Here is a 15,377-nt window from a genome sequence, read left to right on the forward strand (position 1 = left end):
CATGGAAGAAGTATCTCATAAATTTAAGGAGCTAGAAATCGCTTTTAAATCATAAGATTTTTACTGTATATCATTTTCCTTTGTAATTATTTTCTAGCAGGTTCAAAATATCTGATTCCTTATACAATATTTTTCCCTGAATTTTTATGAAGGGTAGCAGGCGATCATCTCGGTATTGTTGAAGTGTGCGCCTGCTGATATGAAGCAAGCGACATATTTCATCACCGGTTAAATATTTTTCTTCATGATGGGACGGTCGTAAATATCTGCTGATCTGCTCAAGGTATTTTTTTATAGAACTTATATCTTTAAGCCGAGATAAAATCTCTTCGGTAGCGTTTTTTATATATTGCATAGGTTTAACCTTTTAATTGAAGTAATGCGATTACATCATTATATTTAAAATAATTTTTCCTGCTGATATAAGTGCATGGCAATAAGCCTTTTTGCTTATACTTTTGGAGGCTTCTTTTACTAATGTTCAAAAGTTGACACACTTCCTGATTATCCAGCCACTTGTTTCTACTATAATTGGATTGGTATCGTGTAGCGAGCTCTGAAAGAAATTCGTTAAGCCACTCAATTTCTTTATTTAGGGCTTCGTAGGCGTTCTTTTCTATAAGTATAAATTCCATAATTCAATTTTGAATTATTAAGCTATATATTTACTTAACATACGAATGAATCTGTCATTCAGTAGCAGTAATAGGTTGTGGATGGCTCATGAGTGTTTTGTAAGCTGCTACAAGAAAACACTTATAAGAATAGTCAGAAAAACCTTGTTATAAAGCTGTATTTGATGTTTCTATTGGCAGGATGAATGATCTGGTGATAAAGATGTCTTTATAAGGCTGGTCCAAGTTTATCATCGTTTGATTCCAAAGTGCTACCGCTTAGTCAGCATAGGAAGACAAAAAATTCCCTTAATATTAAGAAAAGGAAGGGAAATTCGAAGTATTTAGAGGGGAGATTCTGGATTGTAAAATGGGTGGTATTATTTTCATTAGCTAATAAACTTTGATTCCGCATGGGTCATTATTCTCTAAAATGGAAGGCTCTTTTATCAGGTTAATTACAGTTTTAACGATGTATTGAAAAAAACTTGTATTATCCGGGTAGTAATAATGGCAAAAACTAGATCTAAATATATATAGCTCTTGGTTACGTGAAGCAGTTATTTCGATCTTTGCCTGTTCAAAAAAATACTCTCGAATCATCGGTGTATTCGGATTGATTCTAACTGCTGAATATAATCTTAACTTTACAGATCTATAAGTACTATTGCCCGAAGTGGTATTCTAATAATTTTTAATAGTTAATTATCTCCGGCTAGTACGGAGATTTTGCTTTTTAATAGGAAAGAATCTCCTCTTTGGTTCTGATCAATAACTATTATACATGGATACTGAGTCCCAGCAGTAGTAAATAACAGTGAAGGAGTGAAATTGTTGTAAAATGCCTTATCACCGATAGTGAAACAGGACTGGTTCTTTTTTGACACGTTTCAGTAATTGTAAAGCCTGATGGGGGTCGTAACCGCTTTTATCAAAGGAATATTTTGGAATAATAGTAATTTGTATTCACTTTAATGTGATAATTTTTTTGGTCGTTTTAATTTTTGTTTTATCTTTTACGCAATAAAATATTACATTATGGGAGAATTAATTTTAGCAGTTTTAGGTGTATTAATCCTAATCCTAACGCGTGTAGAGAGTGCAATAACTAACCCTATAGTTATTGCAAAAGTCAATCATTTCCATTCAAGAGTAAAAGTTGAGATGGAATTAATTATTACTGAACCTTATAGTGAGACAAAGAAGAAAACCATGCGCTGGGCATGCGGACTTTTTATCGGATTGGCCATTATCGACCTTATCAGTGTGAAAATATTTGGCCCCGATTCGATAAAAAATCCACTTAAAAATCCAACAATTCTTTATAGCACTATTATGCTTATGATTCTTGTACTGGGAAATTTTAACAGAAGAGATCTTTTAAAATATGTATTGTTATTTATTTTATCTGGGATAGTCGCGATTTTTTTAGTGCATAATCCTGAAGCCGTTTTTGCTGGGTCCGAGACTCTTTTCAGAGCATGGCCGGGCAGTCCCATCTTTCAGGATGTGCTCATCGGGCTCGGGACTATTGCTATCATTACTATGATGTTCCTGATCGTTTTTGTTGCCCGCGGAGCCTACTACCTATTTTATTTAGTGCTACGACTTCTATTTAAGTTCAGCATAAAAGGGAATGAAGAAAAGCCATAGAAGGCCTTTGTTTTTGTGGTTGGTATCATATCTGTACCGGCAATATCTGTGTTTGCGCTGATTTAACGGGACAATCCTCAGATAATATTGGGATTGAATAAAATCGAAATCAGAAACCGATATTCCGCTGCTACCCAAGGCTGTTGAAATCATGGCAAAATATAAAAACGATGCAATATGTATACAGCGAAAGAGTGTTCTACCTGTTCGTTCTAATCAAAAGATGAACACATACTTAAAGGAAATTGCTGATGTTTGTGAGATTTCAGCAAATCTTAATACACACAAGGAACGTAGAACTTTTGCAAGTACTGTCACGCTTAATAATGGTGTCCCTATTCATGTTGTCACTCTATACATTAGTAAAGATGGAGGCTTTCAGCAATGATACATGTTTTCAAAGTAACTTGGTAAAGATTCAATCTGTTCTTGACAGAATAAACTTGCAGTTTAATAAAAAAATCAATATAGTAAACCTCAATATGTTGGTATTGAGGCTTCTATGTTCAATCAATTTTGAATTTAATAATTCATTATGCTACGAAATCCCGGATGGTACGAAGACTAATAAGTAATATAGCCCATATCCTGCAATTGATAAAAATATTTGTGATAGGTCGGAAAAGTTGCTATATGAGATAGTTTCATTAATTTACTGCGTCTGACTCTTATTATTTCCTTCTCATTTTGTCGATAGGCAAGCTGAACGATCGCATAAATAAGGGATATGTGCTAGACATTCAAATGTGGATCCTTGGTTACCATTGACATATAATCTAACCCTATTGCCTTTGCCATTTCTGTCTGGGATGGTTTCCAGACCACTAACGCAGTGGCTCACGAGGTATGTCAGTGTTTACTTATGGCTTCCGGTTGCTGATATATTCAGTGCTATTCTGGCCAAGATACAGACCTTGATTTTAGAAAGGAATATTGAGATGCTGGCAGATCCTGATTTCATACCCGATACTTCCAATACGGTGTACATCATCTATATGGTGATCGGTATCATAGGTTATTTTACAGTACCAACGGTTATTGGCTGGATCATTCAGGCAGGAGGTGCAGGAAATTTCATGCGCAATGTGAACCAGACTGCCTCGAAGTCTAGCAACGTTGTGGGAGCCGTAGCCGGTTCTGCAACGGGTAATATTTCAGGAAGATTATTAAAATAAAAAGTACAGTTCTATGGAATTTAAAACCTTAAGAAATATTGAGAACAGTTTTAAGCAGATTAGCTTGTTTACGTTTGTATTTGCGGTGTTATTTTTTGGAGTGGTAAGTGTCGTCGTATTCAAATCCTACCAGTTTGCTGAACAGCAGCGTCAGAAGATTTATGTATTGGATAACGGTAAATCTTTGATGGTAGCCCTTTCACAGGATATGTCAATCAATAGACCGGTTGAAGCTAGGGAGCATGTGAGAAGATTTCATGAGTTATTCTTCACAATTGCACCGGATAAAAATGCCATTGAAAGTAATGTAAAAAGGGCTTTCAATCTGGCTGATCAATCTGCATTCAACTACTATAAGGACCTTCAGGAAAAAGGATACTATAACAGGATGATTTCCGGTAATATCCAGCAGAGGATTGAAGTGGACAGTGTTGTTGCCAACTTCGACAGTTATCCTTATGATGTAAAAACGTATGGCAGACAGTTCATCATCAGATCCAGCAATCTTACCATCAGAAATTTGATTACGAACTGCTCACTGGTGAACTCTGTACGGTCTGACAGCAATCCGTAGGGATTTACAATTGAAAAATTCAATGTAATCGAAAATAAAGATGTTGAAACTGTTGAACGCTAACATGACTATAATGAAAAAATTAAGAGATACAATCGAACATTATATTTTAGAGGTGGCGAATCGCTGGAGAGTTCTTCCTGCAGCAAAACAAAGATTCCTTACCAAGGTTTTCTTTAGTGGTTATGTTCTGTTAACAGCCATTGTTATTATCAATGTATTTGTTTCTACAATTCAAAGAAGTAATAAGATGTCTATTCATCATATTGAAGGACTTTCTAAGAAATCAATTGAAAAGGTTTCAGAACATCATGATATCGTAAAGCTACCGTCAAAAGAATAGAATATGAAAGATTCAGAGACAATTAAGATCACATAAAATGATCTTCCTCAAAATTCTAACGAGTTGAATGATCATCGTAAAGTCCAATGGGAGAGGTTGAAGAAGCCGGTTATTTATTTCTTAATGACTGTCATCTGTGCGATTTGCTCTTACCTCATTTTCAAACCAAAATCCAATAATACTCTAATTGAAAAGGCTGGATTTAATGCTGATATTCCACAGGCAAAGGACGGAAAGTTGCAGTCGGACAAACAAAAAGCTTACGAACAGCAGTTGTTGGAGCAAAAGAATGAGGAGAAAAGAAATGCGATAACTACCTTATCCGACTATTGGATTGACCAAAACGATTCAAATTCTAATAAAAGTCCATCAAGTTTAACGGCTGCCACCACCAATCTTCAGCAATCCGATCAGAATGCAGTAAACAGCTACCGTAACGCGCAGCAGACCTTGAGCTCGTTCTATACCAGGGATGACCAGGAAGTCAATACTCTGAAGAAGGAAATTTCAAGGTTGAAGAGTGAAGCGATGCAAAATAATGCTGTTCCTGCTGGGTTAAGAATAAATGATCAGTTAGAACTCATGGAAAAATCGTATCAGATGGCTGCCAAGTATCTTCCAACTGCGGCAAAGCAAGAACAATCGTCACCAAAAGAAGAGACCGAAAAACTAACTGAAAAGAAGGTTAAGCTGACTGCAGCTAAACCAGCATATTCCAATATTGTTTCATCATTATACAGGGAGCTATCAGATAGTGCCTTAATTGCAGGTTTGAATCAAAATAGATTTTACAACAGTCAAAATGGTTCAAACAATTCAGTTGCATCCAAAAATGCAATAAGAGGTGTGGTTTATGAAACGAAGACTTTGGTAAACTAAAGTACATTATCCATAAGGCTTTCAGAACCGATGCAACTTGGATAATCTGAAATTCCTCCGGGAAGCTTGCTTATTGCGGTAGGTAAATTTCAGGGTGGAAGACTTCAGTTAACAATATCTTCCATTCAATACAAGGGCAATGTATATCCTGTGGAAATCAATATTCATGATAATGACGGGCAATTGGGCTTATATATGCCTTATTCGCCGGAACAAAATGTAGTAAATGATATTGTTGCTAATATGAGTCAGACTTCTGGGACTAATATTATGATGACCCAGTCGGCGGAACAGCAGGTTGCAGCTGATCTGAGCAGAGGCATAGTGCAGGGATTGTCGGGCTATATTCAAAAAAGAGTCAGACAGCCAAAAGTAATTATAAAAGCAGGGCACCGGGTCCTGCTTGTGCCTAAAATAACGAATTAAAAAATTAAAAAATGAATTCACAAAAGAGCCATTATATTCTTATTATTCTATTCCTATTACTGGTCAATAGAGTATTTGGTCAGGACTCTATAACGACCTATGTTTCATTGGAACAGGCAAAGCTGGAACCTTTCAGGATGCAGGTTACTTATAATAAAACGACCCATCTGATATTTCCTTCATCAATACGATATGGTGATCTTGGAAGTGATCTTTTGGTTGCCAATAAGGCAGAGCCCATCGGAAATGTGCTTCGTGTCAAGTCGGCTGTACGAGATTTTGAAGCGGAAACCAATTTTTCGGTGATCACTGAAGATGGAAAATTCTACAGCTTCGATGTAATATATAGTGCATATCCTGGTACCCTCAGTTACGATTTTGTAAAGATGCAGAGAAGCATGGAAAAGAGTTACCTTGTTAAAAGATCAGGTGTTAGAAATTGAAGTACTGGAAAGAAATGGAGGACGGCATCAAAAAGTTCAACTTGAGAATACGGAGCTGGTCAGCGCTAAACTGATCAATAGTTTAAATTTTAAAACCAAATAAGATGAACAAATTATTGATAGCAGTGGTTTTCATTTTAAAAATAGGATGTTAACATAAAAAAGATTTTATTTTAGAATTTGTTGAGAAGTAATGAGAAAATTTATAATAAAAAAATTGCAACAAAGCTCCGACAAATAGAATAACTTTATAAGATGACTTTTAACATATTTCAAACATTTCAGATGTTATTTACAGCATAATTAATTCAAAAAACAATACTTTTAAGCAGTGAATTAGTTGAAAGAATTTTTAGTTGCATTAATAGAGAACTTTTATTGAAATATAATGACAACTAAACCGTTACACAATTTCCATATTCCGGTAATGGGATTGGCTTATACTATAGACAGCCCGATCCGTGTCGCACAATATGGAATTTCTTCTGTGATTTCCATCATTGATGATGAAATTTTGGAAAAAATGAAAAACTTTTATAATCAAAAGTTTAATCTGAATTATTTAGGAATTTCAACCAAAACAGAGGATTACAGAGCCAAAAGAATTACTGCTTATCTGGACATGGTAGATGATATCGTGAATGAAAAATTCGAATCCTTCAAACAGGAAATCAGTAAAAATAAAGAGGCTTTGAAAGATTTTATGGCAATGCTGCCCAATACTTCGGACCTTAAAAATAACCTTCAGTACCTTATCTCTCAAACGGACAGCTGGGGAGAAAGCATCAAAAATTTTATTGAAACCAACTTGGTACCTGGAAGCATTGATGTTAATATCATGACAAAAGTTGATAAAGACAACTACATAAAGGACGAACAACTTCCAGTCATGTATAACGATGCTCATGCTTCGCTTCGGGGTTTTGCCAATAGCAAATTAACTTCTTCTATGGTTCTTTCTGCCGGCATGAATCCCAGATTGTACAGTTATATGGAGGAATTTAATGACTTTTTTCCTGATGAAAACGGAGTTTTGAAAAAGAAAATCATCCTTAAAGTAAGTGATTTTCGGTCTGCCATGATCCAGGGAAATTTTCTGGCAAAAAAAGGACTATGGGTTTCAGAATACCGAATAGAATCCGGGTTGAACTGCGGTGGACACGCTTTTGCTACTGAAGGAATGCTTTTAGGACCTATCATGGAAGAATTCAGGCAGAAAAAAGATGACCTGATCCAGTCTGCCCATTCGCTAATGATCACTGCATTGGAACAGAAGGGGAAATTCATTGTTTCTCAACCTTTAGAAATGAAAATTACCGTACAGGGCGGAGTAGGAACCTCCGAGGAACATGACTTTTTACTCAATACTTATCAGGTAGACAGCGTAGGATGGGGATCTCCGTTTTTATTAGTTCCGGAAGCCACTTCTGTAGATTCTGAAACCCGAAATTTACTTTTACAATCTACAGAACAGGACTTTTATTTAAGTAAAATCTCACCGCTTGGCGTTCCCTTCAATACGATAAGAGGAACCTCTAATGAATTATTAAAACAACAGAAAGCAGCCAGCGGAAGATACGGAAGCTCATGCCCAAAGAAATTACTGGCATTAAGTAAAGAATATTCAAAGGAAGGAACCTGTACAGCATCTAAGAAATATCAGGATATCAAACTGAATGAACTTAACTCCCAAAAAGAAACAATTTCTGGAGAAGAATTTGAGAAGAAAAAAGCTGAAATTACAGACAAAGCATGCCTGTGTGTTGGGCTAGTAAATTCTGCATACATGGAGCAGGGAATAGAAATTAAAGGAGAAAAACAAGGAGTTGTCATTTGTCCCGGACCCAATATTGCCTTTTTCAATAAAGAAGTTTCACTTTCGGAAATGGTAAAGCATATTTATGGTAATAATAATGTTCTCCCTGGTAATGAGCGCCCCAATATGTTTATAAATGAATTGAAAATGTACATTGATTATCTGAAAAAAGAAATTAAAGACTCATCAATACAAGTTACCGCATCACAAGCTAAAAAATGGAATACTTTCAAAAAAAATATACTGGAAGGAATAGAGTATTACCATCAGCTTTTCAATACATCTACATTCTTCAGGCAGGAATTGCAAATGATCAATCATCAACTAAAGGAATATAAGCTGATACTCAATGCTGTAGAAATCCCTCATCCTGAAAAATAAGTATAAGAACCCACATAGATTCTACTGTTTACGCAGATGAAGATATTATTTTATACCACTAATGCACTCATAAAACCATGGGTGCATTAGTCGTAAATAAACATACTGTCACAATTCCAGCCTTTTATTCCAGACAATTTGACAATTATTTGCACCCTTATTTTTTTGATGCAATACACGTATTTCTGCCAGCCATAATAAACACAGACGGTAACCTCGAGGTAACTATTTCCATCAATCATAAATGCTGACAAAGTATACAATTGGTTCTGAATTTGTGCAGATAAAGTATCAAACAATAAAAAAACACGTATACAATGAAAGTTAAAAATCTATCTAAACTGGTGGGACCAATGCCAGTTCGTGATCCATTTATCATCGGAGCCTATCACAAAGACAATTATCCAAAAGCCAATGGAAATATGGGACCAGATGCATCTTTGGAAGGAAGAGTGATTGGAAATGATTTCAACAGAGATGCAGATTGGAAAATGTATTATGGAGAAAAAATACCCGGATTTCCACACCATCCACATCGTGGTTTTGAGATTGTAACCATTATTACTAAAGGCTATGCAGATCATTTTGATTCAAAAGGGTCAAAAGGACGTTACGGACAAGGTGATGTACAGCTTATGAGTGCAGGGTCAGGAGTCTTACATGGTGAGATGTTTCCTCTTTTAAATGATGATGCCCCCAATCCGTTTGAGTTATTTCAAATCTGGCTTAATTTACCGTCAAAAAGTAAAATGACCGAACCTGACTATAAAATGCTCTGGGCAGAGAAAATTCCAGAATCAAACATTAAAAATGAAAACGGTGGAAATGTAAAAACCAAAGTGATCTTAGGAGAATACAACGGAATAAAATCTCTTGATCCGCTTGAAAATTCATGGGCAAAAGATCCTGCACACCATGTTGGAATTGCACTTGTAGATATGGATCCCGAAACAGAATTCACTCTCCCGGCTATAAATGCTACCCTAAATCGTTTTGCGTTTTTCTATGATGGAAATTCTATTCTCGATATAGACGGAAATACTCTCCAGAAAGGCTTTTTTGCAGACCTGAATGGAGGAGAAGAAATAAAGTTCAAGAACGGCAACGGAAAGGCACAGATTATTATTCTTGAAGGTGAACCTATCGGAGAACTTGTTGCGGCAAGAGGACCATTTGTAATGAATACAGAACAGGAGCTGAACGATTCTTATGCAGAATATCGGAGAACTCAATTTGGTGGCTGGCCTTGGGGAAACACAGAAATGGACCTTGTTAATCCTAAGGAAACAGGGAGATTTGCAAGTTATCGATTTGGAGAAGAACTGGATTCTCCCGAAAAATAAAGTGATTATGAATCGGTTTTATTTCTAGCAAGGCTAATAGTCTTGCTTTTTTATTGATATATTACATTATAATAATACAGCCATTATATTTATTATAACTATAATGCAGATGGGTATTTTAAATGCCTATAAACACTGAATATTCCATACCTTAGAGGTCAGTTAGTAAAATTATTTTTATGAAAAAAAGAACGATCAAAAATACTGATTTGGAAATTGCTCCTATCAACTTCGGAGGAAATGTTTTTGGATGGACGCTGGATGAAAAGAAGTCATTTGATATTCTGGATCAGTTTACAGATGCCGGATTCAATTTTGTAGATACAGCAGATACCTATTCATGGTGGGTAAATGGAAAAGGCGGACAATCCGAAGAGATTATCGGAAAGTGGATGAAAAGCCGCAATAACCGTAAAGATATCGTATTGGCAACCAAAGTAGGTTCTGAAACAAAGGAACATGGCTATGATATCAGTAAAAAGCATATCCTTAAATCAGTAGATGAATCCCTTCAAAGACTTCAGACAGATCATATCGATCTTTATTACACCCATTTTGACGATCATATAACTCCGGTGGAAGAAACGCTTTCCGCTTACGATGAAATTATTAAAGCTGGAAAAGTACGTTATATCGCAGCATCTAATCTTTCTCCTGAACGTTTAAAAGCATCCTTTGAAGCTTCAGAAAAATACAACCTTCCAAAGTATGTCGCATTACAGCCACACTATAATTTACTAGAAAGAGAAGGCTTTGAAAAAAACTATGCTCCTTTGGTAGAACAGTTTGATCTGAGTGTATTCCCGTATTGGTCTTTGGCTGCCGGTTTCTTAACAGGGAAATACCGTACTGAAGAAGATCTTATAAAAAGCGCAAGAGGAGAAGGCGTAAGAAAATATTTAAATCCTAAAGGGCTGGAAGTTTTACAGGCATTGGATACGGTAAGTGAAAAGCATCATAGTAATCAGGGAACAGTTGCTTTAGCATGGTTATTATCAAATCCATTGGTAACAGCTCCTATTGTAAGTGCTACAAGTAGTTCGCAACTTGAAACACTGTTCAATGCTCCTCAACTTATTTTAGACCCGGAAGACATTGATTTGCTAAACAAAGCAAGCCAATATTAATTTCCAATTATCATTATTAGATTAAAAATCCGTTCAGTGTTTCATTGAACGGATTTATTTTTAAATCCAAAGGTTTCTAACCGCTAAGCTATTTTATATCAAATGTTTGAAAAGAGCATGTAAAGCCTTTTGAAATCATGGTGAAAATTCAAAGAATTTCTGACAAAGTAGTCTTTAAATGAGTCTTTTAATCCGAATATTCTTTTAGCAATTGTCTGTAACTCATCAAAATAGAAGACTTCGAGATAAATCCAATAAAATCATTGCTTTCATTTACAACAGGAAGATTCCAGACTCCCGTATCATCAAAAGTCTGAAGAATATCTAATGGACGGTTTTCAGGATGAAGCACAGCCGGAGGAGCTTTCATAATCTGAAGAACTGTTTGTGAAGCATCAAATTCCTTATTAAAAAGATAAGGTCGTATATCATCCAAAGTTAAAACCCCTTTCAGCTTGCGGTTTTCATCTATAATGGCAAAAATATTTTTATTCCCGTTTTTTACAAGTTCAAAAAGCTCTGAAACAGAAGCCTCTTCAGGAATAGTCTGTGAATATTTATCTATAAAATCCTCAGTTCTTAAAGCAAAAAGAAGGTTTTTATCATGCTTGTTGGTAAATATTTTGCCTTCATCTGCAAGAGATTTTAATTCTGGAGAGATAGGAGAGAACCATTTTGCAATAAGATAGGAGATTACAGAAACAATCATCAGAGGAATAAACAAATCGTACCCAAAACTTGATTCTGCAATCAGGAATATGGCGGTAAGAGGAGCATATAAAACACCACTCATTGCTCCAGCCATTCCTACCAGTACAAGATTGGTTACCGGAACATCCTCAAATCCTATATGCTGACAAATCAGTGCAAATAAATACCCCAGCGTACCACCTGCAAAAAGGGAAGGTGCAAAATTTCCACCATTTCCCCCACTGAATATAGTAAAAGAAGTTGCAAAAGCTTTTAATAATAATATCAGTACCAGAAATATAATAATCGTCCATTCACCGATTTCAAAATATCTGAAAAAGCTGTTCTCAATGATAGAATGAGTATCTCCATTGGTAAAGGCTTTTACCGTTTCATATCCTTCTCCGAATAAAGGAGGAAAAAGGACGCACAAAAGTGATAAAACCGCTCCTCCAAACATCGCTTTACGCATTTTTGAAAGCTGAAGTCCTTTGATAAAATGTTCTACTTTTTGAGAAATAATTACAAAATATCTTGCATATAAACCTGTTACAATTCCTAAAATCAAATAATAGGGAACATTCTTATAATTAAAAGCATCTCTGGTATAAAATCTGAAAAGAACATCTTCCTGAAGCAGAATCCTTGAAAGAAGGCTTCCACATACAGCCGCCACAACCAGAGGAATAAAATCAGTAAAAACGACTCCCGTAAGCAAAATTTCAAAAGCAAACATAATTCCGGCAATAGGAGCGTTGAAAGCTGATGCAATCCCGGCAGTAGCACCGGCAGCCAGTAATAATGTACGTTCTTTATAGTTTAGCCTATAAGTTTGTGCATAATTTGAACCTATAGCCGCACCGGTAACAGCAATCGGGCTTTCCAATCCCGCAGATCCTCCCAATCCGACAGTAACAGCACTTTGAATCACCTGCGAATACATTTTTACAGAGGCTACAATACTTGAGTTTTGTGCAATTTCGTAAAGAATGGCACCAATCCCTTTTCTGTCCTGTCCTTTAAACAAAGTAAGGACGATCATCGTTGTCAAAACAATGCCCAGAAAAGGAAAAACGATGTAAAATAGAATCTGATATTCAAAGTGTACCTTATTGGTGATAAAATAATGAATATTATGCACCAGTGTTTTCAGGATTACTCCAGCCAGCCCGGCTGTACAGCCTACCAGAATTCCGGAAAGCACAAGAAACTGATTCCTGCTTAATCTGTTGTTCAGCCAATGCAGAATAAGCTCATAGCTACGAGCTTTCTCCAATCCATATTTCTGGAAATCTCTTTTAAACTTTAGAAAACTAAGGTACTTTTTTTTGTTGTGAATTTTCACCGGGAAGAATTTTAATACTGATCTTATAGTTTGCAGCAGTGTAAATTTATGAAATATCTAATAAAAACTTTCTTTAAACCCCTTTTTAAATTTTTAATTGAAAAACAATATGATTAGTTATATAATGATTAAATACATTTTTCGAACGAATAAAATTAAGTATTAGTTCAAAATTCAATTTATGTAACAATGTTTACTCCTGATTATTTTATTATTGGGCACCATTAACTCTTTTGGAAATACCTGAAAATATAAAATTAGCAGCCACTAATCCCAATACTCCAACAGCAGTCCAGATAAAAGGTCTGGGATTGATATCCAGTAAGGCTTTTCCATCAATTCCCATATTTCCTTTTGAAGGCTGCAATACATTTCCACCTGATTTTTCATCTTTATTTGCTTTCTTCATGATCATCCTCATAGCTGCCGATGAAACATATCTAATGGTTCCCGGAAAGACCTCATATAAGCTTTTAAAAACTACTGCGGACCAATCTGGATAAGAGCTTTCTGTAGGGTTTTTCGCAGTTTTCACTATTGATTCTGCTAATTTTCGTGGATCAAATGATGGTGGTGGCGTAGTCAGTTTTATCCCTGAATAATTGGCAGCATGCTCAATTCCTGATGATTTCTGAAAGCCAGGATAAAGTGCACAGATATGAATATCAGGATAATCCGAAACTTCTCCCTGTAGGGTTTCCACCATTCCCCGGATGCCAAATTTGGAAGCCGTATAAGCAGCTCCGTAGGGTGCAGGCATCCATCCTCCGATAGAAATATTGTTAAGTAAAACACCTCTTTTCTGTCTCTTAAAAACAGGCAATACAGCATGAGCAGAATGTAAATATCCTAATAAATTGGTTTTAATAATCTGATCTGTAATTTCTACAGGGATTTCTTCAAATTTTCCAAACGCCAATACTCCGGCATTATTTACCCAATAATCAATTTTACCTGTAAACTGTATCGTTTCATTCACAAGATGAGCCACTTCTTCTGCAACAGATACATCGGTAGGAACTGCCAGAACCATTACTCCTAAATTTCGGCACATGTCAGCCGTTTCATTCAATGCTTGTTCATTACGTGCTGCAAGTACAAGATCTGCACCTTGTCTGGCAAAGGCTTCTGCTGTAGCTTTTCCTATCCCGCTGGAAGCTCCTGTAATGACCACTGTTTCTCCAAAAAAAGGAGGTTTTCTAGTATTTTTCATATAAATGGATTTGAGTGTGAATTGATATTTTACTTCAGGAAGATCCGTTTTCTGTATTTCTTTTAGGATAAAGGATCAGCCTTATGGACGGATTATTAGTAATAAATAATCGGAACCAATCTATTGCCAGCTGAATTTTGTTTCCAAATCCCACCAAAGGAATGATGTGGATAAAAAGCCATGTGAGCCAGGCAATAAAACCTTTAAAGGAATGCTTTGGAAGATCTACTACTGCATTATACTTTGAAATAATTGCCATGCTTCCTTTATCATTATAGCGGAATGGTTCCAATACTTTTTCGTCTTCTATGCGCTTAAAATTGGCAGCAAGATTTTTACCCTGCTGAATAGCAACCTGAGCAAGCTGAGGATGCCCTTTGGGATATTTTTCTTCTGAAAGCATAAGGCTAATGTCTCCTAAGGCATAGATATCTTCAGTGTTTTCCACTTTATTATAGGCATCTACCAGAATTCTTCTTCCTTTGCCAATGCTTTGTTCGGGTAAGCCATTTATTTCGCGACCTATTACTCCTGAAGTCCAGATCAGGGTTTCCGTTTCTATTGATGTTCCGTCACTCAAAATAACTTTGGAATCCACATAATCTTTTACGGAAACATTCAAAAGGATTTTCACTCCTAATTCTTTTAATTTTTCATAAGCTGTTTGCTGGGCAAGCTTACTCATGGGTGAAAGAAGGGAAGGTAATGCATCAATCAGATAAATGCTTGAAAGCTTTAATTTGATCTCAGGATATTCTTTCTGTGCAATATAAGTTCCCATTTCGGCAAGCATTCCTGCCAACTCTACACCGGTAGGACCTCCACCTGCAATCACAATGTTTTGCAGCTTTTCAGCTTCTGTAATCTCTTTATTGCGTGCAGCTTCTTCAAGAGTTAACAGAATGTGGTTTCTCAGATAAAGGGCTTCTTCAATATTTTTCATAGGAAGAGCGCAATTTTTCACATTTTCCATTCCGAAAAAATTGGATTCTGTTCCGAGTGCAAGAATGAGGTAATCATAACTTAAAATTCCTGTATCTGTTTCAATAGATTTTTTTTCAGGATGCACCTTGATCAGGTTTCCCATATGGAATTTTACATTTTTATTATTAGAGAATAGTTTTCGGAAAGGGTAGCTGATATTGGAGGCTTCTATAAATGAAGTTGCTACCTGATAAATTAATGGCGGAAAAAAGTGATAATTATTTTTATCTACCAGAGTAATTTTGAATCTTTTGTCATTCTGGAGAGATTTGATAAGATTTATTCCGGCAAATCCTCCTCCTACGATTAGAACGTGCTTTTTCATATGATGTGAATATTGAAATGGTGTAAGATATTTTATTCAATAACAG

At 35.9% G+C, this 15,377-nt stretch carries 15 protein-coding genes and 3 pseudogenes; 12 read left to right on the forward strand and 6 right to left on the reverse strand.

Annotation, left to right across the window (positions count from 1 at the left end; translation table 11 throughout):
* Positions 1-70: 70 nt before the first annotated feature.
* From AC5YGG_RS19205 to AC5YGG_RS19215, 3 genes are all read right to left on the reverse strand, one after another.
* Entirely contained in the window at positions 71-355 is a 285-nt protein-coding gene (locus AC5YGG_RS19205) for a helix-turn-helix domain-containing protein (protein ID WP_496146041.1), read from the reverse strand.
* A gap of 4 nt (positions 356-359) precedes the next feature.
* On the reverse strand, positions 360-635 hold the full coding sequence (locus AC5YGG_RS19210; protein ID WP_496146042.1) for a helix-turn-helix domain-containing protein: 276 nt from the start codon (positions 633-635) through the stop codon (positions 360-362).
* 680 nt (positions 636-1,315) lie between these two features.
* Positions 1,316-1,501: a hypothetical protein gene (locus tag AC5YGG_RS19215; protein ID WP_496146043.1), complete on the reverse strand. Its 186-nt coding sequence runs from the start codon at positions 1,499-1,501 to the stop codon at positions 1,316-1,318.
* Between the two features lie 151 nt (positions 1,502-1,652).
* Between AC5YGG_RS19215 and AC5YGG_RS19220 the strand changes: the two genes are divergently transcribed.
* The 12 genes and pseudogenes from AC5YGG_RS19220 (at position 1,653) to AC5YGG_RS19275 (ending at position 10,774) form a co-directional block, all read left to right on the forward strand.
* The gene (locus tag AC5YGG_RS19220; protein ID WP_496146045.1) at positions 1,653-2,267 is read left to right on the forward strand and encodes a hypothetical protein; all 615 of its coding nucleotides are present in this window, start codon (positions 1,653-1,655) and stop codon (positions 2,265-2,267) included.
* Between the two features lie 118 nt (positions 2,268-2,385).
* Positions 2,386-2,616 (forward strand): annotated as a pseudogene (locus AC5YGG_RS19225) (site-specific integrase); the annotation flags it as partial.
* Between the two features lie 432 nt (positions 2,617-3,048).
* Positions 3,049-3,442, forward strand: a pseudogene (locus AC5YGG_RS19230) (TraJ family protein); the annotation flags it as partial.
* Between the two features lie 13 nt (positions 3,443-3,455).
* Positions 3,456-4,079 (forward strand): annotated as a pseudogene (gene traK, locus AC5YGG_RS19235) (conjugative transposon protein TraK).
* A 10-nt stretch (positions 4,080-4,089) separates the two neighbouring features.
* A complete protein-coding gene (locus AC5YGG_RS19240) occupies positions 4,090-4,359 on the forward strand; it encodes a hypothetical protein (RefSeq protein WP_496146046.1) in 270 nt (89 codons plus the stop codon).
* Positions 4,360-4,482: 123 nt separating this feature from the next.
* Complete coding sequence (locus tag AC5YGG_RS19245) at positions 4,483-5,238, forward strand: hypothetical protein (RefSeq protein ID WP_496146047.1); 756 nt, start codon at positions 4,483-4,485, stop codon at positions 5,236-5,238.
* Between the two features lie 51 nt (positions 5,239-5,289).
* Positions 5,290-5,664 (forward strand): conjugative transposon protein TraM, encoded by a 375-nt coding sequence (traM, locus tag AC5YGG_RS19250; RefSeq protein ID WP_496146121.1) that lies wholly within the window; start codon positions 5,290-5,292, stop codon positions 5,662-5,664.
* Between the two features lie 11 nt (positions 5,665-5,675).
* Positions 5,676-6,107, forward strand: a complete 432-nt coding sequence (locus tag AC5YGG_RS19255) for a DUF8473 domain-containing protein (protein ID WP_496146048.1) — start codon at positions 5,676-5,678, stop codon at positions 6,105-6,107.
* On the forward strand, positions 6,094-6,210 hold the full coding sequence (locus AC5YGG_RS19260; RefSeq protein ID WP_496146049.1) for a hypothetical protein: 117 nt from the start codon (positions 6,094-6,096) through the stop codon (positions 6,208-6,210). The genes AC5YGG_RS19255 and AC5YGG_RS19260 overlap by 14 nt, the downstream gene beginning before the upstream one ends.
* Before the next feature lie 285 nt (positions 6,211-6,495).
* Entirely contained in the window at positions 6,496-8,304 is a 1,809-nt protein-coding gene (locus AC5YGG_RS19265; RefSeq protein ID WP_496146050.1) for a hypothetical protein, read from the forward strand.
* Positions 8,305-8,621: 317 nt separating this feature from the next.
* The gene (locus AC5YGG_RS19270; RefSeq protein ID WP_496146051.1) at positions 8,622-9,647 is read left to right on the forward strand and encodes a pirin family protein; all 1,026 of its coding nucleotides are present in this window, start codon (positions 8,622-8,624) and stop codon (positions 9,645-9,647) included.
* Positions 9,648-9,826: 179 nt separating this feature from the next.
* A complete protein-coding gene (locus AC5YGG_RS19275; protein ID WP_496146052.1) occupies positions 9,827-10,774 on the forward strand; it encodes an aldo/keto reductase in 948 nt (315 codons plus the stop codon).
* Positions 10,775-10,961: 187 nt separating this feature from the next.
* Here AC5YGG_RS19275 and AC5YGG_RS19280 read toward each other — a convergent pair whose 3' ends face one another.
* The 3 genes from AC5YGG_RS19280 to AC5YGG_RS19290 form a co-directional block, all read right to left on the reverse strand.
* Positions 10,962-12,809, reverse strand: a complete 1,848-nt coding sequence (locus tag AC5YGG_RS19280) for a chloride channel protein (protein WP_496146053.1) — start codon at positions 12,807-12,809, stop codon at positions 10,962-10,964.
* A gap of 211 nt (positions 12,810-13,020) precedes the next feature.
* The gene (locus AC5YGG_RS19285; RefSeq protein WP_496146054.1) at positions 13,021-14,022 is read right to left on the reverse strand and encodes an SDR family oxidoreductase; all 1,002 of its coding nucleotides are present in this window, start codon (positions 14,020-14,022) and stop codon (positions 13,021-13,023) included.
* A 34-nt stretch (positions 14,023-14,056) separates the two neighbouring features.
* A complete protein-coding gene (locus AC5YGG_RS19290; protein WP_496146055.1) occupies positions 14,057-15,331 on the reverse strand; it encodes an NAD(P)/FAD-dependent oxidoreductase in 1,275 nt (424 codons plus the stop codon).
* Positions 15,332-15,377: the final 46 nt, after the last annotated feature.

The sequence above is a fragment of the Chryseobacterium sp. CS2K3 genome (genome assembly GCF_059515185.1).

Excerpts from the sequence above, each read along its gene's own strand:
- AC5YGG_RS19265 (WP_496146050.1), top strand. The coding sequence starts at position 6,496 with ATGACAACTAAACCGTTACACAATTTCCATATTCCGGTAATGGGATTG.
- AC5YGG_RS19245 (WP_496146047.1), top strand. The coding sequence starts at position 4,483 with ATGACTGTCATCTGTGCGATTTGCTCTTACCTCATTTTCAAACCAAAA.
- AC5YGG_RS19205 (WP_496146041.1), bottom strand. The coding sequence starts at position 355 with ATGCAATATATAAAAAACGCTACCGAAGAGATTTTATCTCGGCTTAAA.
- AC5YGG_RS19270 (WP_496146051.1), top strand. The coding sequence starts at position 8,622 with ATGAAAGTTAAAAATCTATCTAAACTGGTGGGACCAATGCCAGTTCGT.
- AC5YGG_RS19285 (WP_496146054.1), bottom strand. The coding sequence starts at position 14,022 with ATGAAAAATACTAGAAAACCTCCTTTTTTTGGAGAAACAGTGGTCATT.
- AC5YGG_RS19240 (WP_496146046.1), top strand. The coding sequence starts at position 4,090 with ATGAAAAAATTAAGAGATACAATCGAACATTATATTTTAGAGGTGGCG.
- AC5YGG_RS19220 (WP_496146045.1), top strand. The coding sequence starts at position 1,653 with ATGGGAGAATTAATTTTAGCAGTTTTAGGTGTATTAATCCTAATCCTA.
- AC5YGG_RS19210 (WP_496146042.1), bottom strand. The coding sequence starts at position 635 with ATGGAATTTATACTTATAGAAAAGAACGCCTACGAAGCCCTAAATAAA.
- AC5YGG_RS19255 (WP_496146048.1), top strand. The coding sequence starts at position 5,676 with ATGAATTCACAAAAGAGCCATTATATTCTTATTATTCTATTCCTATTA.
- AC5YGG_RS19290 (WP_496146055.1), bottom strand. The coding sequence starts at position 15,331 with ATGAAAAAGCACGTTCTAATCGTAGGAGGAGGATTTGCCGGAATAAAT.
- AC5YGG_RS19275 (WP_496146052.1), top strand. The coding sequence starts at position 9,827 with ATGAAAAAAAGAACGATCAAAAATACTGATTTGGAAATTGCTCCTATC.